Annotated in this window: 19 protein-coding genes; 5 read left to right on the top strand and 14 right to left on the bottom strand. The window is 69.6% G+C overall.

The window, feature by feature from the left end:
* From fusA to rpsL, 3 genes are all read right to left on the bottom strand, one after another.
* Positions 1-1395: elongation factor G (gene fusA / locus MKK70_RS24755; RefSeq protein ID WP_243950518.1), on the bottom strand; the 1395-nt coding region annotated here is incomplete at its 3' end.
* Positions 1396-1426: 31 nt separating this feature from the next.
* The gene (rpsG, locus tag MKK70_RS24750; protein WP_147728202.1) at positions 1427-1897 is read right to left on the bottom strand and encodes a 30S ribosomal protein S7; all 471 of its coding nucleotides are present in this window, start codon (positions 1895-1897) and stop codon (positions 1427-1429) included.
* Between the two features lie 140 nt (positions 1898-2037).
* The gene (gene rpsL / locus MKK70_RS24745; protein ID WP_066927123.1) at positions 2038-2409 is read right to left on the bottom strand and encodes a 30S ribosomal protein S12; all 372 of its coding nucleotides are present in this window, start codon (positions 2407-2409) and stop codon (positions 2038-2040) included.
* A gap of 821 nt (positions 2410-3230) precedes the next feature.
* Here rpsL and MKK70_RS24740 point away from each other — a divergent pair.
* Entirely contained in the window at positions 3231-3632 is a 402-nt protein-coding gene (locus MKK70_RS24740) for a hypothetical protein (RefSeq protein ID WP_147843170.1), read from the top strand.
* 137 nt (positions 3633-3769) lie between these two features.
* On the opposite strand, the gene recA is transcribed toward MKK70_RS24740, so the two are convergent.
* From recA to flgB, 8 genes are all read right to left on the bottom strand, one after another.
* A complete protein-coding gene (recA, locus tag MKK70_RS24735; RefSeq protein WP_147728204.1) occupies positions 3770-4864 on the bottom strand; it encodes a recombinase RecA in 1095 nt (364 codons plus the stop codon).
* A 136-nt stretch (positions 4865-5000) separates the two neighbouring features.
* A complete protein-coding gene (gene cckA / locus MKK70_RS24730) occupies positions 5001-7697 on the bottom strand; it encodes a cell cycle histidine kinase CckA (RefSeq protein ID WP_243950517.1) in 2697 nt (898 codons plus the stop codon).
* A gap of 126 nt (positions 7698-7823) precedes the next feature.
* Complete coding sequence (gene flhB / locus MKK70_RS24725; RefSeq protein WP_243950515.1) at positions 7824-8891, bottom strand: flagellar biosynthesis protein FlhB; 1068 nt, start codon at positions 8889-8891, stop codon at positions 7824-7826.
* A gap of 53 nt (positions 8892-8944) precedes the next feature.
* Positions 8945-9709 carry a flagellar biosynthetic protein FliR gene (gene fliR / locus MKK70_RS24720; RefSeq protein WP_147728150.1) on the bottom strand — a complete coding sequence of 255 codons (765 nt, stop codon included), beginning with the start codon at positions 9707-9709 and terminating at the stop codon, positions 8945-8947.
* 33 nt (positions 9710-9742) lie between these two features.
* Positions 9743-10009, bottom strand: coding sequence for a flagellar biosynthesis protein FliQ (gene fliQ, locus MKK70_RS24715; protein WP_147728151.1), 267 nt, complete (start codon positions 10007-10009; stop codon positions 9743-9745).
* Between the two features lie 284 nt (positions 10010-10293).
* Positions 10294-10608: a flagellar hook-basal body complex protein FliE gene (gene fliE / locus MKK70_RS24710; protein WP_147728152.1), complete on the bottom strand. Its 315-nt coding sequence runs from the start codon at positions 10606-10608 to the stop codon at positions 10294-10296.
* Positions 10609-10627: 19 nt separating this feature from the next.
* Positions 10628-11035, bottom strand: coding sequence for a flagellar basal body rod protein FlgC (gene flgC, locus MKK70_RS24705; RefSeq protein WP_147728153.1), 408 nt, complete (start codon positions 11033-11035; stop codon positions 10628-10630).
* Between the two features lie 35 nt (positions 11036-11070).
* Positions 11071-11475, bottom strand: coding sequence for a flagellar basal body rod protein FlgB (gene flgB, locus MKK70_RS24700; RefSeq protein WP_147728154.1), 405 nt, complete (start codon positions 11473-11475; stop codon positions 11071-11073).
* Positions 11476-11693: 218 nt separating this feature from the next.
* Between flgB and MKK70_RS24695 the strand changes: the two genes are divergently transcribed.
* On the top strand, positions 11694-12968 hold the full coding sequence (locus tag MKK70_RS24695) for a flagellar biosynthetic protein FliO (RefSeq protein WP_313899110.1): 1275 nt from the start codon (positions 11694-11696) through the stop codon (positions 12966-12968).
* A gap of 36 nt (positions 12969-13004) precedes the next feature.
* Here MKK70_RS24695 and MKK70_RS24690 read toward each other — a convergent pair whose 3' ends face one another.
* Positions 13005-14285, bottom strand: coding sequence for an MFS transporter (locus MKK70_RS24690; RefSeq protein WP_243950513.1), 1281 nt, complete (start codon positions 14283-14285; stop codon positions 13005-13007).
* Positions 14286-14699: 414 nt separating this feature from the next.
* Here MKK70_RS24690 and MKK70_RS24685 point away from each other — a divergent pair, with 414 nt between their 5' ends.
* From MKK70_RS24685 to MKK70_RS24675, 3 genes are read left to right on the top strand one after another with little or no spacing between them, the layout of a single operon-like run.
* The gene (locus MKK70_RS24685; protein ID WP_243933701.1) at positions 14700-16034 is read left to right on the top strand and encodes a CmpA/NrtA family ABC transporter substrate-binding protein; all 1335 of its coding nucleotides are present in this window, start codon (positions 14700-14702) and stop codon (positions 16032-16034) included.
* Positions 16034-16915 (top strand): nitrate ABC transporter permease, encoded by an 882-nt coding sequence (ntrB, locus tag MKK70_RS24680; RefSeq protein WP_147842569.1) that lies wholly within the window; start codon positions 16034-16036, stop codon positions 16913-16915. Before MKK70_RS24685 ends, ntrB begins: the two co-directional genes overlap by 1 nt.
* 11 nt (positions 16916-16926) lie before the next feature.
* Entirely contained in the window at positions 16927-17730 is an 804-nt protein-coding gene (locus tag MKK70_RS24675) for an ABC transporter ATP-binding protein (RefSeq protein ID WP_243933699.1), read from the top strand.
* Positions 17731-17829: 99 nt separating this feature from the next.
* Here MKK70_RS24675 and MKK70_RS24670 read toward each other — a convergent pair whose 3' ends face one another.
* Both MKK70_RS24670 and MKK70_RS24665 read right to left on the bottom strand, forming a co-directional pair.
* The gene (locus MKK70_RS24670; RefSeq protein ID WP_147728870.1) at positions 17830-18744 is read right to left on the bottom strand and encodes a manganese catalase family protein; all 915 of its coding nucleotides are present in this window, start codon (positions 18742-18744) and stop codon (positions 17830-17832) included.
* Positions 18745-19076: 332 nt separating this feature from the next.
* Complete coding sequence (locus MKK70_RS24665; RefSeq protein WP_243950511.1) at positions 19077-20360, bottom strand: O-acetylhomoserine aminocarboxypropyltransferase; 1284 nt, start codon at positions 20358-20360, stop codon at positions 19077-19079.
* Between the last annotated feature and the right edge of the window lie 82 nt (positions 20361-20442).

The following is a 20442-nucleotide window of genomic DNA, read 5'->3' as shown; positions in this document are numbered from 1 at the left end:
CAGGATGTCGACCTTGATGTCGAGGTGCAGCTCGCCCATCCCGCGCAGGATGGTCTGGCCCGACTCCTGATCGGTGGAGACGCGGAAGGACGGATCCTCGGCCGCGAGCTTGGCGAGCGCGATGCCGAGCTTCTCCTGATCAGCCTTCGACTTCGGCTCGACCGCGATCTCGATGACGGGCTCCGGGAACTCCATCTTCTCGAGGATCACGACCTTGACCGGGTCCGACAGCGTGTCGCCGGTGCGGGTGTCCTTGAGGCCGGCCAGCGCGACGATGTCGCCGGCGAAGGCTTCCTTGACGTCCTCGCGGTTGTTGGCGTGCATCAGGAGCATGCGGCCGACGCGCTCCTTCTTGTCGCGTGAGGAGTTGAGCACGTTGGCGCCCGACTCGATCTTGCCCGAGTACACGCGGCAGAAGGTGATCGTGCCGACGTGGGGATCGTCCATGATCTTGAAGGCGAGCATGGAGAAGGGATCGGTGTCCGTCGGGTGACGGACGATCTCTTCCTCGGTCTTGAAGTCGAGGCCCTTGATCTCGCCGCGGTCGGCGGGAGACGGCAGGTAATCGACGACCGCGTCGAGCAGCGGCTGAACGCCCTTGTTCTTGAACGCCGAGCCGCAGAGCACCGGGTGGAAGGCGCGCAGCTGCACGGCGCGGCGGACGAGCTTGCGAAGGGTCTCCTCGCTCGGCTCGACGCCGTCGAGGTAGGCGGTCATGGCTTCGTCGTCGAGCTCGACGCAGGCCTCGATCATCTTGGTGCGGTACTCGACCGCCTGATCCTTGAGGTCGGCCGGGATCTCTTCCTCGTCGTAGTTGGCGCCGAGCGCCTCACCCGACCAGACGATCGCCTTCATCTTGATCAGGTCGATCACGCCCTTGAAGGTGTTCTCGGCCCCGATCGGCAGCTGCAGGCACACCGGCTTGCCGGCGACGCGGGTGATGATGTCGGCGACGCACTTGAAGAAGTCGGCGCCGATCTTGTCCATCTTGTTGACGAACACGACGCGCGGGACGTCGTACTTGTCGGCCTGGCGCCAGACGGTCTCGGTCTGGGGCTCGACGCCCTGGTTGCCGTCGAGCACGCACACCGCGCCGTCGAGCACGCGGAGCGAGCGCTCCACCTCGATGGTGAAGTCGACGTGGCCGGGCGTGTCGATGATGTTCAGGCGCTTCTCGCGCCAGAAGCACGTCGTCGCGGCGGACGTGATCGTGATGCCGCGCTCCTGCTCCTGCTCCATCCAGTCCATGGTGGCGGCGCCCTCATGGACCTCGCCGATCTTATGGGACTTGCCGGTGTAGTAGAGGATCCGCTCGGTGGTCGTGGTCTTGCCGGCATCAATGTGGGCCATGATGCCGAAGTTGCGGTAGTCCTCGATCGCGTGGGTGCGGGGCATCGGGATCTCTCCGAAAGGGGCGTCGGGCCGCTTACCAGCGGTAGTGCGAGAAGGCGCGGTTGGCTTCCGCCATCCGGTGCGTGTCTTCCCGCTTCTTGACGGCGTTGCCGCGATTGTTCGCGGCATCGAGGAACTCCGCCGAGAGGCGCTCGACCATGGTGCGGTCGTTGCGGCCGCGGGCGGCCTGGATCAGCCACCGGATCGCCAGCGCCTGGCGGCGCTCGGTGCGGACCTCGACGGGGACCTGGTAGGTCGCGCCGCCGACGCGCCGGGAGCGCACCTCGATCATCGGGGCGACGTTCTCGAGGGCCGCGCGGAACACCTCGATCGGGTTGGCGCGGGCGCGGTTCTCGACGATCTCGAAGGCGCCGTACACGATCCGCTCGGCGACGGACTTCTTGCCCTCGTACATGATCGAATTCATGAACTTGGTGAGGACGATATCCCCGTACTTCGGATCGGGGATGATCTCACGCTTCTCGGCGGAATGGCGACGGGACATTGCGGAACTTCCGAGGGATAAGGATCTAAGCACCTCGCGCAGGCCGCCTTGAGCCACTCCTGAAGAGCGCCGGCGACATCCTTACGAGGCAGTGGAATGCCGTGTCGGCCGCCCGGGCAAAACGTCCGGACGGGAAGATCTTACTTCGGGCGCTTGGCGCCGTACTTGGAGCGGCGCTGCTTGCGGTTCTTGACGCCCTGCGTGTCGAGCACGCCGCGGAGGATGTGGTAGCGCACGCCCGGAAGGTCCTTCACGCGGCCGCCGCGGATCATCACCACCGAGTGCTCCTGAAGGTTGTGGCCTTCACCCGGGATGTAGCCGATCACCTCGAAGCCGTTGGTGAGGCGGACCTTGGCGACCTTGCGGAGCGCCGAGTTCGGCTTCTTCGGGGTCGTCGTGTAGACGCGGGTGCAGACGCCGCGCTTCTGCGGGCAGGCGTTGAGCGCCGGCACCTTGTTGCGGCTCCGCTGGATCTTCCGCGGCTGCGCGATCAGCTGGTTGATCGTCGGCATCCTGTGCCCTCTTCCTCCGGATCGCGACGAAGCGCGATCCCGTGCGACGTAACGTGGCTCCCTGCGGAGCCGCCCACGAACCTCCCGAAGGAGATCCGCAAAACGAATATGCGCCAGGGGTCGGTGAGGACCCTTGGCGCGCTGTCGGCAGAGGAGCACCCCTGTTAAGGCAGGCGCGCTCGTACCTACTGATCTGACGAGAACGTCAGGCGATGTGAGCCTTCGACGGTGGATCGGCGCGTCGTCGACGAACGGATGAGCGTGATGCTCAGCCTCGTCAGCAGCCCCCGGGCCGTTCGAAGTGGCGCGCTTCTAGCCTCCATCGCCCGAGGGGTCAATGGTTTCCGGCCGATTATCTCGCATCCGACGAGAGGTTAAGGTTTTGTGCGGGACGGTTGCCCGACGCGATCCGCCTCCGGGTCTCCGTGCCGGTTCACGCGCCCGGCGAACGTTCGAATGTCGTGGTCTGCGTACGGCGAGGCCGCGGCTCGTGCCGTCGGGTCCGTGCAGACCGGTCGGGGCGTTACCTTGGCGGCGGCTATTCCAGCCGCGCTCGGGCCCGCGGCGACCACCTCCGCGCCCATCGGGACGCGTTCCCTGATCACGTCGACCTCCCATCGCCCGCGCGCGAGGCCGGCACTTGCTCGTCGGGTGGGCGGCCTCGTCAGCGCGGCGCACCGTGCCGGATCGGGGCAGGTCGGGCACGGCCCGCTTCGACAGCGCTCACGGAAGATTAAAGCGATTCGTCCAATTGTCCGCTTCGTCGGGACGGCGCGATGCGCACCCGACCATGCGATGTGGCGACGGTCAGGGTGATGCGTATGGGTAGCGTTTCGAGTGCGGCCGAGAACGTCGTCCCCTTCCGGCGGATCGCCGCCGCGGGCCGGCCTCTGCCGTACGAGGGCGGCGTCCGTGAGGGCCAGGCCCGGCGCCGGTCCGAGCAGCGCGCGCTGATGGATGCGGTCTATGCCACGGGGACACTCACGGTGGCGGCGGGCGACCGCGAGACCAAGCTGATCGCGTCCCGGCTGCAGGTCTACGGCTTCCTCACCGTCGAGGAGGTCGAGCCGGAAGGCTCGCTGCGCCGCCTGCGTCCCTCGGAGGCGATCCGCGCCCGGGCCGAGCGGCCGTGGCGCCTGTCGAAGCCGGCCTATGCCGGGCTCTCCGTGAGCATCCCGACGATCGACGACTTCCTGTTCGAGCCGGCCGGCTTTTCGGCGTGAGCCTTCGCGCCGTCTGAGCCGAGGCGTCGGCTCGTCCGGCATTCCCCATTCGGGGCTTCATAACGAAGAAGCGCGCCGCCCTCCCGGGCCGGCGCGCTTCTTCGTTTCGGTGTGCCGCTTCGGAGGGGCGGTGCGGACTACGCCTCGCCCTCGTCGAGCTCGTCCTCGGTCGGCTTGGCGTTCTCCAGGATCTTCTCGGCGACGAGCCCCGAATTCTGCCGGATCGACGTCTCGATCTTGCCCGCGATCTCGGGGTTGTCGCGCAGGAACCCCTTGGAGTTCTCGCGGCCCTGGCCGAGCCGCTGGCTGTTGTAGGAGAACCAGGCGCCGGACTTTTCGACGATGCCGGCCTTGACGCCGAGATCGATCAGCTCGCCGACCTTCGACACGCCCTCGCCGAACATGATGTCGAACTCGACCTGCTTGAACGGCGGCGCGACCTTGTTCTTCACGACCTTGACGCGGACCTGGTTGCCGATCGCCTCGTCCCGGTCCTTGAGGGTCGAGATGCGGCGGATGTCGAGACGGACCGATGCGTAGAACTTCAGCGCGTTGCCGCCCGTGGTCGTCTCCGGGCTGCCGTACATCACGCCGATCTTCATCCGGATCTGGTTGATGAAGATCACCATGCACTTCGAGCGCGAGATCGAGCCGGTGAGCTTGCGCAGCGCCTGGCTCATCAGGCGGGCCTGGAGGCCGGGCTGGCTGTCGCCCATCTCGCCCTCGATCTCGGCGCGCGGCGTCAGCGCCGCCACCGAATCGACCACCAGCACGTCGATCGCGCCGGAGCGCACCAGCGTATCGGTAATCTCGAGCGCCTGCTCGCCGGTGTCGGGCTGCGAGATCAGCAGGTCGTCGAGCTGGACGCCGAGCTTGCGCGCGTAGACCGGGTCGAGGGCGTGCTCGGCATCGACGAAGGCGCAGACGCCGCCCTTCTTCTGGGCCTCGGCGATGGTGTGGAGCGCGAGCGTGGTCTTGCCCGACGATTCCGGCCCGTAGATCTCGATGACGCGGCCGCGCGGCAGGCCGCCGACGCCGAGCGCGATGTCGAGGCCGAGCGACCCGGTGGAGACGGTCTCGACCTCCGCCACCTTGTCGTTCTTGCCGAGCCGCATGATCGAGCCCTTGCCGAAGGCCCGCTCGATCTGGGACAGCGCGGCGTCGATCGCCTTCGCCTTGTCCTTGTCCACCATGCCGGGGGTTTCCACCACTTTCAGTGCGGCCTGAGCCATCGTGCGGCATCCTTATGCAGGGGTTGGGCGCGCATCTCAATGCGCGGGAACCTGCATTTGATGTACCCGTTTTGTTCTCATCGAGCAAGGGCGGAATCGGCTCGCTGAGGAGCCTTTTCCGCACCTGCCCGCCGCCTCACGGCTCGGCCATCGTCGCCTTCACCGTCTCGACGAGCTGCTTCAGGCTGAAGGGCTTGGGCAGGAAGTTGAAGGTCTCGCCTTCCGGCAGGTTCTTGCGGAAGGCGTCCTCGGCATAGCCGGAGACGAAGATCACCTTGAGCTCCGGCAGGTGCTTGCGGATCTCGCGCAGCAGGGTCGGGCCGTCCATCTCCGGCATCACCACGTCCGAGACGACGAGGTCGATCTGGTGGCCGCCCTCGCGCACGATGTGCAGCGCGTCGATGCCGGAGGCGGCCTCGAGCACGGTGTAGCCGCGGGCCGACAGCGCGCGGCTGTTGACGGCGCGGACCGGATCCTCGTCCTCCACGAGCAGGATCACCCCCTGCCCGGTATGGTCGGCCGAGGGTTTTCGCGGGGGCGCTTTCGGAGCCGGCGGCGCGGGCGGATCGCCGACGAGGACGAAGCTTTCGCCCGGCGCCTGCGCTGCGGTGGCGGGAGCGGACGCGTCGGCCGTCGGGCTCGGCAGCGCCGGCGTCGGCGCCGGCTCGGGCAGCGCTGCCGGCTCGTGGCGCGGCAGGTAGATCCGGAAGCTCGTGCCCTCGCCCACGGTCGACTGCACGTCGATGGTGCCGCCCGACTGCTTGACGATGCCGAACACCGTCGAGAGGCCGAGGCCGGTCCCCTTGCCGATCTCCTTGGTGGTGAAGAACGGCTCGAAGATCTTCTCCATCAGGTCGGCCGGGATGCCCTCGCCGGTGTCGAGCACCTCGATCAGCACGTGGTCGCCGGCCGGCGCGCCGCCGCGCCCGTCGGGCTTCGCGGCGGCGCCCGGGTCGAGCACGTTGGCGGTGCGGATCAGCAGGCGGCCGCCGCCGGGCATCGCGTCGCGGGCGTTGACCGCGAGGTTCACGATCACCTGCTCGAACTGGTTCACGTCGGCCTTCACCGGCCAGATGTCGCGCCCGTGCTTGAGGTCGAGCCCGACCCGCTCGCCGAGCAGGCGCTTCAGCAGCAGCGTCAGCTCCGAGAGCGCCTCCCCGACGTTCATCACCTCCGGGCGCAGCGTCTGGCGGCGGGAGAACGCCAGGAGCTGGCGCACGAGGCCCGCCGCCCGGTTGGCGTTCTGCTTGATCTGCATGATGTCCTGGAAGGCCGGATCGGTCGGCTTGTGGCTTGCGAGCAGCAGGTCCGAGTAGCCGATGATCGCCTGGAGGACGTTGTTGAAGTCGTGCGCGATGCCGCCGGCGAGCTGGCCGACGGTGTCCATCTTCTGGGTCTGGGCGATCTGCTGCTCGAGCTGGCGCTGGGCCGTGGTGTCGAGGGCGTAGAGGATCAGCGGCTCGCGATCGGCCTCCTCCGGCTCCTGGCCCGGAGCGCCCTCCCCGCCGGCGGGGCTGAGCCAGACCCGCGCCGAGCGGTTGGCATTGCCCATCAGCATCACCTCGATCGGCTCGATCTCGGAGAGCCCGCTCGCCGCCTTGGCGAGCGCTGCATCGAGCGCCGGGCGGTCGCGCTCGACCACCGATTCGGCGACGTTCGGCTCCTCGGCGCCGGCGGCCGAATCGGCCACCGCGTGCCGCGGCAGGGTGCCGAACAGGCGCGCGAACGAGGCGTTCGCCCGCGCAATCCGGCCGGAGCGGTCCAGCGTCGCGATCGCGATCGGCGAGTTGTTGAGGAAGCGCGCGAGCCGCACCTCGGCGGCGCGCTGCGGCTCGTCGCTCTCGGCCCCGGCCGAGCGGTTGATGACGAAGGTCCGCGACGCGCCGGGCTTGCCGTCCTTGCCGAAGGCGACGCGGTGATACAGCCGCGCCGGCATCGGGTGGCCGTTGCGGCGGCGCAGGTCGAGGTCGAACCGGTCGGTGCGGACCTCGCCGGGGAGCCCGGCATTCTGGATCAGCGCGTCGGCGGCGGGCGCGATCTCGGAGAGGTGCGGGCCGCCGGGGCCGACGACCGCGAGGTCGTAGCCGAGCCAGGCGGCGAGCGTCGCGTTCATGTAGACGATCGCCCCGGTCGGATCGATCGAAAGGAAGCCGGCGGGCGCGTGGTCGAGGTAGTCGATCGCGTGCTGGAGCTCCTGGAAGACGTTCTCCTGGCGCTCGCGCTCGGCGGTGATGTCGCTGACCGTCCACAGCGAGGCGGCCCGTCCCGGCCGCGGAAGCGGGCGGACCTGGATGCGGTACCAGGCGAAGTCGCGCCCCCTGGCGCTCGCCGCCGGCGGCGGCGACATCCGCACCTCCTCGGCGTGGCTGCGCCCGTCGCGGGCGCCCTGGGACAGGCGGTAGATCGCCTCCGACACCTCCGGCGAGCCGACGAAGATCCGCTCGACCGGACGCAGCGTCGAGAAGCTGTCGCCGCCCGCGACGTGGAGATAGGCCTCGTTGGCGTAGATCAGCCGGCCGCCCTCCTCGACCACGACGGTCGCCTCGGGGGCGGCGTCGACGATCGCCTTGGTGATGTCGTCGCGTCCGCCCTGCCCGCTGAGCTGGATCGCGCCGATCGCCATCGCGAACAGGAAGAACACGCCGGCCATGGCCAGCAGCGCCAGCAGCCAGATGATCAGCGACTGCGCCTGCTCGTTGGCCACGAACGACAGGCCGATCGCCGCCCCGACCAGCAGCCCGGCGAGGACGAGCAGCAATCCGACCCGCCCGGGCCGTTCCGACCGGTCGATCGAGCCCGAAACCGCGGGCGTGGGTCCACTCAGATCCGCCATCGGGCCTTGAATCCAGAAACGAAGGACCGGTTATGCCTTCACGCCGCCGATCGGCAAGGGCTGTCTTCCGATCGGTCGCGGCGAAGCCTGACGGAGGAAGGTGGACAAACCGTGCGTACGGACCCGTCAGGCGGCCCGGCGGCGCAGGCGCATCACGAAGCCGATCACCTCGGCGACCGCCTTGTAGTGCTCGGCCGGGATCGCCTCGTCGATTTCCACGGTGGCGTGCAGCGCGCGGGCGAGCGGCGGGTTCTCCAGAACCGGCACGTCGTGCGCCTTGGCCAGCTCGCGGATGCGGAAGGCCAGGGAGTCGACGCCCTTGGCGACGCAGACCGGCGCGCCCATGCCGGCCTCGTAGCGCAGGGCCACCGCGTAGTGGGTCGGGTTGGTGATGATCACCGTGGCGGTCGGCACGGCGGCCATCATCCGCTTCTTCACCCGCTGCATCCGGATCTGCTTCATCCGGCCCTTCACCTCGGGATTGCCGTCCGATTCCTTCATCTCCTGCTTCATCTCCTCCTTGGACATGCGAAGGCGCTGGCGCCAGCGGTAGCGCTGGTACAGGGCGTCGGCCATCGTGATCACGAGATGGATGGCGAGCACGCCGCCGAGCAGCTTGACGCTGATGCCGAGGATCGCGCTGAGGCAGGCCGCCGGATCGAGGCGGGCGAACACCTCGAGCCGGTCGCGGTCGCGCCACAGCACGGTGCCGACCACCACCCCGACGACCGCCATCTTGGCGAGCCCCTTGCCGAACTGGAACAGCGCCTCGAGCCCGAGGATGCGCTTGGCGCCGGCCATCGGCGAGATCCGCTCGAACTTCGGCCCGAGCGTCTCGGTGGTGAAGACCAGGGGGTGCTGCAGCAGGCCGGCGGCCAGCCCCGCCACCGCGACGAGCCCGACCGGGACCGCGAGCGCCTGGAACCAGATCGTCAGGGTGCGGCCGGCGATCCCCGCCATGGCGTGCGGGTCGTCGGGGACCGCGTGGGCGTTCATCAGGAAGCCGCGCATCTCGGCGAGCAGGCCGCGGGCGATGCCCGGCCCGGCGATCATCAGCGCCAGGGTGAAGGCGGCCAGGATCGCGAAGGTGTTGATCTCGGCGCTGGTCGCGACGTTGCCCTGCTCGATCGCCTGATCAAGCCGCCGCTGGGTCGGCTCCTCGGTCTTGTCTTCCTGCTCGGTCCCCTCGGCCATGGGTCAACGGCTCCCGACCTGGCCGGGGCCGCGGCGGCTGTGCGTCGTCGTGGTCACCGCCCGGCGAACTCGAGCAGGTAGCGGCCGAGGTCGTCCAGGAACACGGTCATCATCACGCCGAGCGAGCCGAACAGGATCAGCATGCCGATCAGCACCGAGGCCGGCACCGCGACGAAGAACACCTGCAGCTGCGGCATCAGCCGCGACAGCACCCCGAGGCCGAGGTTGAACAGGATGCCGAAGGCGATGAACGGCGAGGCGATCTGGACGCCGAGGGTGAACCCGCGGCCGACCGCCTTCAGCGCCAGCGTCGCCGCATCGCCGAAGGCCGGCACCGCCTGCGGCGGCAGCACCGCGTAGCTCCGCGAGATCGCGTCGAGCGCCACGTGGTGCAGGTCGGCCGCGAGGATCAGCGTGATGCCGAGCAGCGACAGGAAGTTGCCGAGCGCCGGCTGCTGGCCGCCCTGCGCCGGGTCGACGGTCATGGCGTAGGACAGGCCGAGCTGCTGCGAGACGATCAGGCCCGCGGTCTGGAGCGCGGCGAGGATCATCCGCACGGTCAGCCCGATCACCAGCCCGACCAGCGTCTCCGAGAACAGCAGGCCGATCAGCCGGGGCGCGCCGATCGCGTCGGGGCCCACCGCCAGCAGCGGCCTCACCATCGGGAACAGCAGCAGCGAGACCAGCAGGGCGAAGGACAGCCGGATGCGCGGCGAGACCGACTGCTCGCCGATGCCCGGCATCAGCATGATCAGCGTGCCGACGCGGGCGAAGGTCAGCAGGTAGGCCGCCGCGATCCCGGGCAGGAGCAGGTTCATGGCGCGTCATAGCAGCCGGCCGCCCGCCCCGTCTCACTGGCCGGCGGCGATGCGCGCGGCGATGCGGGTCATGTAGCCGGCGAGCGCGTCGCCCATGAACGGCAGCATCAGCAGGAGGGCGGCGAAGACCGAGACGATCTTGGGCACGTAGATCAGGGTCTGCTCCTGGATCTGCGTCAGCGCCTGGACCAGCGAGACCACGAGCCCGACGGCGAGCGCCACGAGCATCAGCGGCCCGGCGACCTTGAGGAAGACGAAGATGCCGTCGCGCGCGACGTCGAGGATGGCGAGGCCGGTCATGTGTCCGAGGTCCGATTGCTGACGAAATTCCAAGTCCCCGCGACGGGCGACCGGGTTCAGGCATCTCCGAAGCACCTCGAGACTCGGCCGCCGCCTTTCCCGGGCGCCTTCGGCGAACCCGGGATCCAGAGCCGCCGGCCGTGCCCGAGCTTGCCGCCGCGGCGGCTTCCGGATCCCGGGCCCTGCTTCGCAGCCCCGGGATGACGGGGGCGATGTCGTCGGGCGCCTTTCGGCACCGTCGGATGCGTGAATCCGGTGGCCTGCCGGGGGCGGGAGAAGACGCGCTAGATCTGCATCCGCATGATCTCCTCGTAGGCCGAGATCATCCGGTCGCGCACCGCCACCATGGTCTGCAGGGCGGTCTCGCTCTCGGCCACCGCCGTGACCACGTCGACGACGTTGGCCTTGCCGGCGGCCACCGCCAGGCCCTGCGCGTCGGCCTTGCGGCCGGCATCGCCGACGCCGTCGAGCGCCTGGCCGAGCAGCTGGGTGAAGTCGTTGCCCGCCCCTTGCGTCGGCTGGATCTTCGGCGGCCCCTTGAAGCTGCCGACGTTCTGGACGGCGGCGTAGGCGCCGGCCGCGAAGTTGCTGCTGGCCATGATCGTGTCCCGCCTTCGCCTACTTCAGGATTTCGAGGGTGCGGGAGATCATCCTGCGCGTGGTGGTGACCATGTTGAGGTTCGCCTCGTAGGAGCGCTGGGCCTCGCGCATGTCCATGTTCTCGATCAGGCCGTTGACGTTGGGCATCCGCACCTCGCCCTTCGCGTCGGCGGCCGGGTTGCCGGGATCGTACTTGGTCCGGAACGCGGTCATGTCGCGGCGGACGCGTCCCGCCTCCACGAGGTTGGCGCCGGTCTCGCGGTCGACATGGCTCTTGAAGGTCGGGATCTTGCGCCGGTACGGCTCGCCGGTTGGCGTCTGCGGCGCCGAATCCGCGTTGGCGATGTTCTCGGCGATGATCCGCATCCGGCCGGACTGGGCCTTCAGGCCGGCGGCGGCGATCGAGAGCGACTTCGTGAAATCCATGGCTCAAGCCTCCCCGATCATGTCTCGGCTCGCGATCACTTCTTGCCGATGGCGATCTTCAGGACATCGAGGCTCTTCTGGTACATCGACGCGGCGAGCTGGTAGTCCGACTGGTTGTCGCCGGACTTCATCATCTCGTCCTCGAGGTTGACGCCGTTGCCGCTCGGGCGGATCTCGAACTCGGTGACGCGGCGCGGATCGGCGCCGACGCCGGTGTCGCCCGAGGCGGCGATGTGCCCGACGCTGGTCAGCGTCATCGCGCTCCCGGTCGAGGCGGCGAGGCCGGTCGACCGGTCGAAGCTCGGCTGCGCCAGGTCGCGCGGGCGGAAGCCGGGCATGTCGGCGTTGGCGACGTTCTCGGCCAGGAGCTTCTGGCGCGCCTGATGCCACTGCATCTTGGTCCGGAGCATTCCCAGGAGCGGCATGTCGGTGACGGCCACGAGGGGGCTCCGGATTCGCGCGGCCCGGTCTCCGGCCGCCCGGCAAAATCTGCCGCCCGCTTGGTTAACGCCGGGTTAAGGTTTCCGCGGCCGCGGGCCGCAGCGAAGCTGTTAACGAAGACTTAACGATGATTGCCCGGCGGCGGGCCGGCCGTGATACTGACGGGGCGGTTTTGCGTAGGGCCCTCCCGGGCCCGTGAAGAACGAGAGTATCGTCCGTGCAATGGTTGCAGTCCGTGTTCGGGTCTGACGGCTCTCCGGTCGTGCAGTACGTCACCATCTTCGCCGTGATCTTCGCGGTGCTGACGGTGATCGTGCTGGTTGTGCGCCGGCTCGGCGGCGGCGGTCTCGCCGACGCGAAGCGCGGCGCTCAGCGCGGGCGCCAGCCGCGCCTCGGGATCGTCGACGTGTACGAGCTCGACCGGCAGCGCCAGCTGATCCTGCTGCGGCGCGACAACGTCGAGCATCTGCTGCTCGTCGGCGGCCCGAACGACGTGGTGATCGAGCGCCACATCCAGCGCGGGCAGCAGCGCGATCCGGCCCTGCGCCCCGAGGCGATGGCCGAGCCGCTCGCCGAGGCCGGGCTCGACCCCTTCCCGGGCCTCGAGACGCAGGCCCAGGCGGCGTTCCGACCCGACTTCGCCATGCCAATCGTGCTCGCGCCGACCGTGTCCGGCCCGGGCGGCGCGCTCGCTTCCGTCCCGCCCCTCGACGCGGCGATCCTCGACGAGGCCGAACCCCGCCCGGATCGCGCTCCCGAGCCGCTCACGCCCGACGCGCGCCCGTCCGAGGCGATCGTCACCGGGCCGCGGCCGGACGCGCCGGCGCGGCGCCCGATGCGCCGGACCGCGCCGCCGCTGATCAACCCGCGCCCCGACGTCGCCTCCGAGCGCCCGCGCTCCGAGCCGCCGCCCGAGGAGCCCGCCTTCGCGCCGGCCGCGATCCCGCCGATCCCTCCGTTGCCGCCGGCCGAGCGTCGCCCGGTCGATCCCGCCATCCTCTCGGACATGGCCCGCCAGCTCGAGGCCGCGCTCGCCCGGCCGGCCTCGGCCGTGACCCCGTCGCCGTCGCCCGCCTGGACGGCGCCGGCGCCCGCTCCGAGCCCGGCACCCGCTCCGGCGGCGCCGGCCACGATCGATCCGATGGCCGCGGCCATGGCGGCGCCGGTCGATGCCCCGGCCGGCGAGCCCGCGCCCGCACCGTCCGCGGAGAAGCCCGCACCCGCACCCGCACCCGCACCGGTCCCCGAGCCCGAACCGTTCCTGCCCGCTCCGCCGCCGGCCGAGCCGGTTCCTCCGCCGGCGCCGGCCGCACCGGTCGAGCCGCGGGTGCCCCCCAGGGTCGAGCCCGCGCCGCCTCCCCCGCCGAAGGTCGAGACCCCGCCGGCACCCGCTTCGGCGCCTCCGAAGCCCGCCGCCAACCCGTTCTCGGTCGAGGAGATCGAGGCCGAGTTCGCGCGCCTCCTCGGGCGGCCCCTCGACAAGCGGAATTGACCGGGCGCAGGAGCCCGGCCGGCCGACGGTCGCCGTTCACACGCCCTTGCGCAGCGTCTCCGGCATCGCGAGCACCGCGAGGAAGCTGATCACCGCCGTGACCGCCAGGTAGGCGCCGACCCAGGCGATCCCGCCCAAGTCGACCAGGCGCTGGGCGATGTAGGGGGCGCCGGAGGCCCCGACGATGCCGGCGAGGTTGTAGGTCACCGAGGCGCCGGTGTAGCGCACCCGGGTCGGGAACAGCTCCGGCAGCAGGGCGCCCATCGGCCCGAAGATCCAGCCCATCGTGAACAGGCTGAGGCAGAGGAAGGCGAGGACGACCGCGCCCGAGCCGGAGCCGAGCATCGGCCCGAGCAGCCCGCCGAGGCCGAACGCCACCACCATCCCGGCCATCAGCACCGGCCGGCGCCCGAAGCGGTCGGCGTTGGCGCCGGAGAGCGCGATGCCGAGCGCCATGAAGCAGACGGCGATGCACTCGAACAGCAGGAAGGCCGGCCGCGCGTAGCCGAGCGCCGCGGTGCCGTAGCCGAGGGCGAAGACGGTGGAGATGTAGAACACGGCGTAGACCGCCACCATCGCCAGTGTGCCGACCACGAGCGCGTGGCCGTGCCCGGTCACCATCGCGGCGAAGGGCACGCGCTCGGGCTTGGCCTGCGCGAGCGCCGCCTTGAAGGCCGGCGTCTCGCTGAGCTTGAGCCGCACGTAGAGGCCGACGCCGACCAGCGCGGCCGAGGCCAGGAACGGCAGCCGCCAGCCCCAGGCCTGGAAGCTGTCCGCGCTCAGGCCGAAGCTGAGCGCCAGGAAGCTGACGTTGGCCAGGATGAAGCCGACCGGCGCGCCGAGCTGCGGGAAGATGCCGTACCAGGCGCGCCGGCCCGCCGGCGCGTTCTCGACCGCCAGCAAGGCCGCGCCGCCCCACTCGCCGCCGAAGCCGATGCCCTGGCCGCAGCGCAGCAGGCACAGCATCGCCGGCGCCCACCAGCCGGCGGTGGCGTAGGTCGGCAGGCAGCCGATCAGCACCGTCGAGACGCCCATGATCAGCAGCGAGGCGACCAGCGTCGCCTTGCGCCCGACCCGGTCGCCGAAATGCCCGAACAGGGCCGCGCCCACCGGCCGCGCCAGGAAGGCGATCGCGAAGGTCGCGAAGGCGCTGAGCTGCTGCACGCCGGGCTCGCCGGGCGGGAAGAAGACCGGGCCGATCACCAGCGCGGTCGCGGTGGCGTAGATGTAGAAATCGAAGAACTCGATCGCCGTGCCGACGAAGCTCGCGGCGAGGACCCGGCGGGCCGACAGGGGGGACGGCGTGGTCTGGAGCATGATCGTTCGCGGTCGCGCGGTGTTGACGTGCGCCCCGGTTAGTCGAGCGCGCCGCGTTTGCACAGCATCCCGCCCGCCGAAACCGCGGCGTTTCGCGAAACGACGCACGATTACGTCACGATCCGTAATCCCGGCGCCGGCGCGCGTTTTTTGTGCGCTGCGAAGGGATGTCCCGGGGCGAAAAGCTCAATGCGACGGCAGGTTTGCGCCGAGCCTCGGCCAGTCTTCACTTGCGCTAGCCTGGCACGAAACCTGCTGAGCTGCACCGTCCGTCAATGGAGACGGCACCGCCTCCGCCAGCAACGCCGCTGATGCGATCCGCTCCGCCCCGAAGATCCTTCCGGGCAGCGGGGCGCGTTCGTGCGCGGATCGGCGGGCGCCGGCGTAGTTTTCAAGGTCAGGATCCTGCCGCAGATGCGTAACGACGAGCCGAAATCCACCCTCGACCGGTCCCCCCTCGCCGAAGCGTCCGGCACCGGCACCCGCCGCGGCCTGCTCAAGGGCGCGGCCGGTGCCCTGTCGCTCGCCGCCGCCGTGCGCCTCGCCCTGCCGGGGGGCGCCTTCGCGCAGGGCGCGGGCCCCGAGGTCAAGGGGGCCAAGCTCGGCTTCATCGCGCTGACCGACGCCGCCCCGCTCTTCGTCGCCAAGGAGAAGGGCATCTTCGCCAAGTACGGCCTGCCCGACGTCGAGGTGATGAAGCAGGCGTCGTGGGGCACCACCCGCGACAATCTCGTGCTCGGCTCCGAGGGCAACGGCATCGACGGCGCCCACATCCTGACGCCGATGCCCTACCTGATCACGGCCGGCCGGGTGACGCAGAACAATCAGCCGACGCCGATGTACATCATGGCTCGGCTCAACCTGAACGGGCAGTGCATCTCCGTCGGCAAGGAGTACATGCCCGACAAGGTCGCCCTTGACGCCAAGCCCTTCAAGGCGGCCCTGGAGCGGAAGAAGGCCTCGGGCAAGCCGGTCAAGGCGGCGATGACCTTCCCGGGCGGCACCCACGACCTCTGGATCCGCTACTGGCTCGCCGCCGGCGGCATCGACCCCGACAAGGACATCGAGACCATCGTCGTGCCGCCGCCCCAGATGGTGGCGAACATGAAGGTCGGCACGATGGACTGCTTCTGCGTCTGCGAGCCGTGGAACGCGCAGCTCATCACGCAAGGGATCGGCTACACCGCGCTCACCACCGGCGAGTTGTGGAAGGACCATCCGGAGAAGGCCTTCGCCATGCGCGCGGCCTGGGTCGACAAGCACCCGATCGCCGCCAAGGCGCTCCTGATGGCGGTGCTGGAAGCCCAGCAATGGTGCGACAAGCCCGAGAACCGGGACGAGCTCGCCGGCATCGTCGCCAAGCGCCAGTGGATCAACATCGCGGTCACCGACGTGATCGACCGGATGAAGGGCAAGTTCGATTATGGCGACGGCCGCGTCGTCGAGAACAGCCCCCACACCATGAAGTTCTGGGCCGACAACGCCTCGTACCCGTACCAGTCGCACGATTCCTGGTTCCTCACCGAGGACATCCGCTGGGGCAAGTTCGACGCGCAGACCGACACCAAGGCGCTGATCGCCAAGGTGAACCGCGAGGACCTCTGGCGCGACGCGGCCAAGACGCTCGGCGTCTCCGCGATCCCGACCAGCACGTCCCGTGGCAAGGAGACGATGTTCGACGGGAAGGTCTTCGATCCCGAGAACCCCGCCGCCTACCTCGCCAGCCTCGGCATCAAGAAGGTCTCGTGATGGCCGCCACCTCGACGATCGCCGACAAGACCGCCCTCGGCACCGCCGCCCGCGATGCCGCCGTCGTGAAGAGCCGCACGCCCTTCCTCACCGCCAAGCGGGCGAAGGGCCTGGCCGCCAACCTGATCCCGCCGCTCGTGGTGCTCGCGGCCTTCCTGCTGTTCTGGGAGGTCGCGTGCTCGCGGCCCACCGCCGGCCTGCCGCCGCCCTCGCGGGTGGTGACGGAGGCCTGGGACATCATCGCCCACCCGTTCTACGACAACGGCGGCACCGACAAGGGCCTGTTCTGGCACATCTCGGCTAGCCTCCAGCGCGTCGCCTTCGGCTTCGCGCTGGCGGCGATCGTCGGAATCCTGACCGGCACGCTGGTCGGCCAGTCCGACTGGGCGATGCGCGGCCTCGACCCGATCTTCCAGGTGCTGCGCACGATCCCGCCGCTGGCCTGGCTGCCGCTGTCGCTCGCCGCCTTCCGCGACGGGCAGCCCAGCGCGATCTTCGTGATCTTCATCACCTCGATCTGGCCGATCATCATCAACACCGCGGTCGGCATCCGCAACATCCCGCAGGATTACCGCAACGTCGCCGCGGTGATCCGCCTGAACCCGATCGAGTTCTTCATGAAGGTCATGCTGCCGGCGGCGGCCCCGTACATCTTCACCGGGCTTCGCATCGGCGTCGGGCTGTCCTGGCTCGCCATCGTCGCCGCCGAGATGCTGATCGGCGGCGTCGGCATCGGCTTCTTCATCTGGGATGCCTGGAACTCCTCGCACATCAGCGAGATCATCGTGGCGCTGGTCTATGTCGGCGTCATCGGCTTCGTCCTCGACCGGCTGGTGGCGGCGGTCGGCCAAGTCGTCACCCGCGGCACCAGCGCAGCTTGAGGACCGGGACCATGGCCAACCCATCCCATCTCGACCTCTCGCAGGTCGGCATCAGCTTCACCCGCGGCGGCACCACCACCGAGGTGCTGCGCGACGTGAACCTCAAGGTCGCCAAGGGCGAGTTCGTCTCGATCATCGGCCATTCCGGCTGCGGCAAGTCGACGGTGCTCAACATCGTCGCCGGGCTTCTGAAGAGCTCGACCGGCGTCACCCTGCTCGACGGCAAGGAGGTGTCGTCGCCCGGGCCCGAGCGGGCGGTGGTGTTCCAGAACCATTCGCTGCTGCCTTGGCTCACGGTGCGCGAGAACGTGGCGCTCGCCGTCGACAAGGTGCTCGCCAGGACGAAGTCGAAGGCGGAGCGCAAGGCCTGGATCGAGCACAACCTCGCCCTGGTGAACATGGTGCACGCCGCCGACAAGCGGCCGTCCGAGATCTCCGGCGGCATGAAGCAGCGCGTCGGCATCGCCCGGGCGCTCGCCATGGAGCCGACGGTGCTGCTGATGGACGAGCCGTTCGGCGCCCTCGACGCGCTGACCCGCGCCCATCTCCAGGATCAGCTCATGGAGATCCAGGTGCGCCTGCGGAACACGGTGATCATGATCACCCACGACGTGGACGAGGCGGTGCTCCTGTCCGACCGCATCGTGATGATGACCAACGGCCCGTCGGCCACCATCGGCGAGGTGCTGACCGTGCCGATGCCGCGCCCGCGCCGTCGCCTCGAGCTGGTCGAGGACAAGGACTACGTCCATTGCCGGGCGGAGGTGCTGGAATTCCTCTACGCGCGCCACGCCAAGCCGGCTTTGGCCGCCTGAGCGATCGCCGGGCGCGCGCCGGCGCATCCATTGCCAGGGCCGCAAAAAGAAAGGCCGGCGCCCCTCGCGGGAGCGCCGGCCTCGTCGTTCGACCTCGGATCAGCGGCTCTTCTTGTAGAGCTTGCTCGCGATCTCGAAGATTTCCTCGGGCGCGTAGTCGGGGGCGAAGGCACCGTAATTGCCGTCGAGCTCCGGGATCTTGCCGCCCTCGGGGTGGCCGTCGACGATCTCGAGCTGGCCGGGCGGATCACCCGGCAGCGCGACCTCGTCGTTCGACCAGACGCCGGCAGCTTCCGCATAGTCGTTCGGGCTGAAGGTGTAGAGGCGGCGGTGGCTGCCCTCCTGCAGGTACTTCTGGCACTCGGGGATCTTGTCGAGCACGATATTGGGCGTCGGCAGCATCTTCTCGATCTCGACGCCGGTGAGCTTCTTCAGGGCCAGCGCGTAGGCGTGGGCGTGGACCGAGCCGCGCACCAGCAGGTAGCCGCAGACCTCGCGACCGGTCGGGTCCGTCAGGGTCTCGTAGACGCGCAGCTTGTGCAGGCGGGCGCCGCATTCCAGGTGGAAGTTGTGCAGCAGGTCGATGATCAGGTTACCGGTCGTCGTCACCATGTCCATGTTCCAGGACGCGGCGTTCGAGTTCATCGGCATCGCGCCGCCGCCGTTCGATAGGAAGCTGCCGGCGAGCCGGATGTCCTTCATGTCCTCGAAGGGCGCCTTGGAGATGTCGACGTCCTTGGTGTCGTCGCCGGGGCCGTTGTTCAGCATCGAGACGCCGGTCGAGACCAGCTCGACGTGGCCGAGCTCCTCGGCGAAGATGCTGGAGACCAGGCTGTAGAACGGACGCAGCTTGGACTTGTTGCGGAAATTGAAGCTCTGGAACATGTAGTTCCCGAGGGTGGACATCTCGCCGTACTTGCCGCCGAGCAGCTCCTGCAGGGCCGCAGCGGCGTTCGGATCGGGTCGCTTCGGCTGCGGAAGCTCGGCCTGCAGCTTGTCGATGCGCATGAACATGGGTTGGGATCCTTATCGCCGGAGCGCCGGGACGTGTTGGTGCTACCGCCGAGCGGCGCCCTTGTTCCTGGCGACGGACCGATAGCCGCGCATCGCAACCGCGCGACGGCGAGCCCGGCCCGCGCCGGCGTCCGGACTTTCGGCGGCGTCCGGACCTGCATCCATGGATTGCATAGCGTGGCGGATGCGGTCGCGCGGACGGGCACGGCGCGCCGCCATCCTGCTCGCGGATCGCCGTCTCGCAGACCGGGCCGGACCCGTCGGCGTCACGGCGGCCGAGCCTCCAGCCGCATCGTGCCATCGACGCGGGCGGGAGGCCGGCGCGGGGCCGGCTAAGCGCCGAGCGCGTCGTCGAGGTCCTCGATCAGGTCGGCCGGATCCTCGAGGCCGATCGAGAGGCGGACCACCTCCGGCCCGGCGCCGGCCGCGGTCTTCTGCGCGTCGGTGAGCTGGCGGTGGGTGGTCGAGGCCGGGTGGATCACCAGCGAGCGCGTGTCACCGATGTTCGCCACGTGAGAGAACAGCTGCAGGTTGCCGACGAGCTTCACGCCGGCATCGTAGCCGTCCTTGAGGCCGATGGTGAAGACCGAGCCGAAGCCGTTCGGCGTGTAGCGCTTGGCGAGCTGGTGGTAGCGGTCGGTCTCGAGCCCCGGATAGCTCACCCACGACACCGCGGGGTGGCCCGCCAGGTGCGTCGCGACGGCCATGGCGTTGTCGCAGTGGCGCTGCATCCGCAGCGGCAGGGTCTCGATGCCGTTGAGGATCAGGAAGGCGTTGAACGGCGACAGCGCCGGCCCGAGGTCGCGCAGGCCGAGCACCCGGATGGCGATGGCGAAGCCGAAATTGCCGAAGGTCTCGGCCAGCACCATGCCGGCATATTCCGGGCGCGGCTGGCTCATCATCGGGTAGCGCGCGTCGCCGGCCCAGGGGAAGGTGCCGCCGTCGACCACGAGACCGCCGATCGAGTTGCCGTGGCCGCCGAGGAACTTCGTCGCCGAGTGCACGACGATGTCGGCGCCGTGCTCGAACGGGCGGATCAGATACGGCGTCGCCATGGTGTTGTCGACGATGAGCGGGATGTTGTGGCGCTTGGCGATCTCCGACAGGGCGGCGATGTCGGTGATGACGCCGCCCGGGTTGGCGATGGACTCGCAGAAGATCGCCTTGGTGCGCGGCGTGATCGCGCGCTCGAACGAGGACGGGTCGTCGGTGTCGGCCCAGACCACGCTCCAGCCGAAGTTCTTGTAGCTGTGGTTGAACTGGTTGATCGAGCCGCCGTAGAGCTTGTTGGCCGCGATGAACTCGTCGCCCGGCTGCATCAGCGCGTGCATCGTCAGGAACTCGGCCGCGTGGCCGGACGACACCGCGACCGCCGCGGTGCCGCCTTCGAGGGCGGCGATGCGCTCCTCCAGCACGGCGTTGGTCGGGTTGGTGATGCGCGAGTAGATGTTGCCGAAGGCCTGCAGCCCGAACAGCGAGGCGGCGTGGTCGACGTCGTCGAACACGAAGCTCGTGGTCTGGTAAATCGGCGTCGCCCGTGCGCCCGTGGCCGCATCGGGGCTCGCGCCCGCGTGGATCGCGAGGGTGTTGAAGCCGGGCAGCCGGTCGGTCGTCATGGGTCTCTCCTCGGCCGGGTCGTTCGGGCACGATCACGTTCGCGCCAGCGCTGGCACGCGGTTTACGCTTCCCCGCCGCGGC

It is taken from the genome of Methylobacterium sp. E-041 (genome assembly GCF_022829665.1).
Classification (GTDB): domain Bacteria; phylum Pseudomonadota; class Alphaproteobacteria; order Rhizobiales; family Beijerinckiaceae; genus Methylobacterium.
Note: the sequence above shows the minus strand (reverse complement) of the source record. Positions and strands in the feature narration are given on the sequence as shown.

Bases quoted from the DNA above. Each gene is read 5' to 3' on its own strand.
- cckA (WP_243950517.1), bottom strand. From the start codon at position 7,697: ATGGCGGATCTGAGTGGACCCACGCCCGCGGTTTCGGGCTCGATCGAC.
- rpsL (WP_066927123.1), bottom strand. From the start codon at position 2,409: ATGCCGACGATCAACCAGCTGATCGCGCAGCCGCGGAAGATCCAGCGG.
- MKK70_RS24690 (WP_243950513.1), bottom strand. From the start codon at position 14,285: ATGCTCCAGACCACGCCGTCCCCCCTGTCGGCCCGCCGGGTCCTCGCC.
- ntrB (WP_147842569.1), top strand. From the start codon at position 16,034: ATGGCCGCCACCTCGACGATCGCCGACAAGACCGCCCTCGGCACCGCC.
- fliE (WP_147728152.1), bottom strand. From the start codon at position 10,608: ATGGCCAGCAGCAACTTCGCGGCCGGCGCCTACGCCGCCGTCCAGAAC.
- fliR (WP_147728150.1), bottom strand. From the start codon at position 9,709: ATGAACCTGCTCCTGCCCGGGATCGCGGCGGCCTACCTGCTGACCTTC.
- rpsG (WP_147728202.1), bottom strand. From the start codon at position 1,897: ATGTCCCGTCGCCATTCCGCCGAGAAGCGTGAGATCATCCCCGATCCG.
- flhB (WP_243950515.1), bottom strand. From the start codon at position 8,891: ATGGCCGAGGGGACCGAGCAGGAAGACAAGACCGAGGAGCCGACCCAG.
- flgC (WP_147728153.1), bottom strand. From the start codon at position 11,035: ATGGATTTCACGAAGTCGCTCTCGATCGCCGCCGCCGGCCTGAAGGCC.
- recA (WP_147728204.1), bottom strand. From the start codon at position 4,864: ATGGCTCAGGCCGCACTGAAAGTGGTGGAAACCCCCGGCATGGTGGAC.
- MKK70_RS24670 (WP_147728870.1), bottom strand. From the start codon at position 18,744: ATGTTCATGCGCATCGACAAGCTGCAGGCCGAGCTTCCGCAGCCGAAG.
- MKK70_RS24675 (WP_243933699.1), top strand. From the start codon at position 16,927: ATGGCCAACCCATCCCATCTCGACCTCTCGCAGGTCGGCATCAGCTTC.
- MKK70_RS24740 (WP_147843170.1), top strand. From the start codon at position 3,231: ATGGGTAGCGTTTCGAGTGCGGCCGAGAACGTCGTCCCCTTCCGGCGG.
- fliQ (WP_147728151.1), bottom strand. From the start codon at position 10,009: ATGACCGGCCTCGCCATCCTCGACGTCGCGCGCGACGGCATCTTCGTC.
- MKK70_RS24665 (WP_243950511.1), bottom strand. From the start codon at position 20,360: ATGACGACCGACCGGCTGCCCGGCTTCAACACCCTCGCGATCCACGCG.
- MKK70_RS24685 (WP_243933701.1), top strand. From the start codon at position 14,700: ATGCGTAACGACGAGCCGAAATCCACCCTCGACCGGTCCCCCCTCGCC.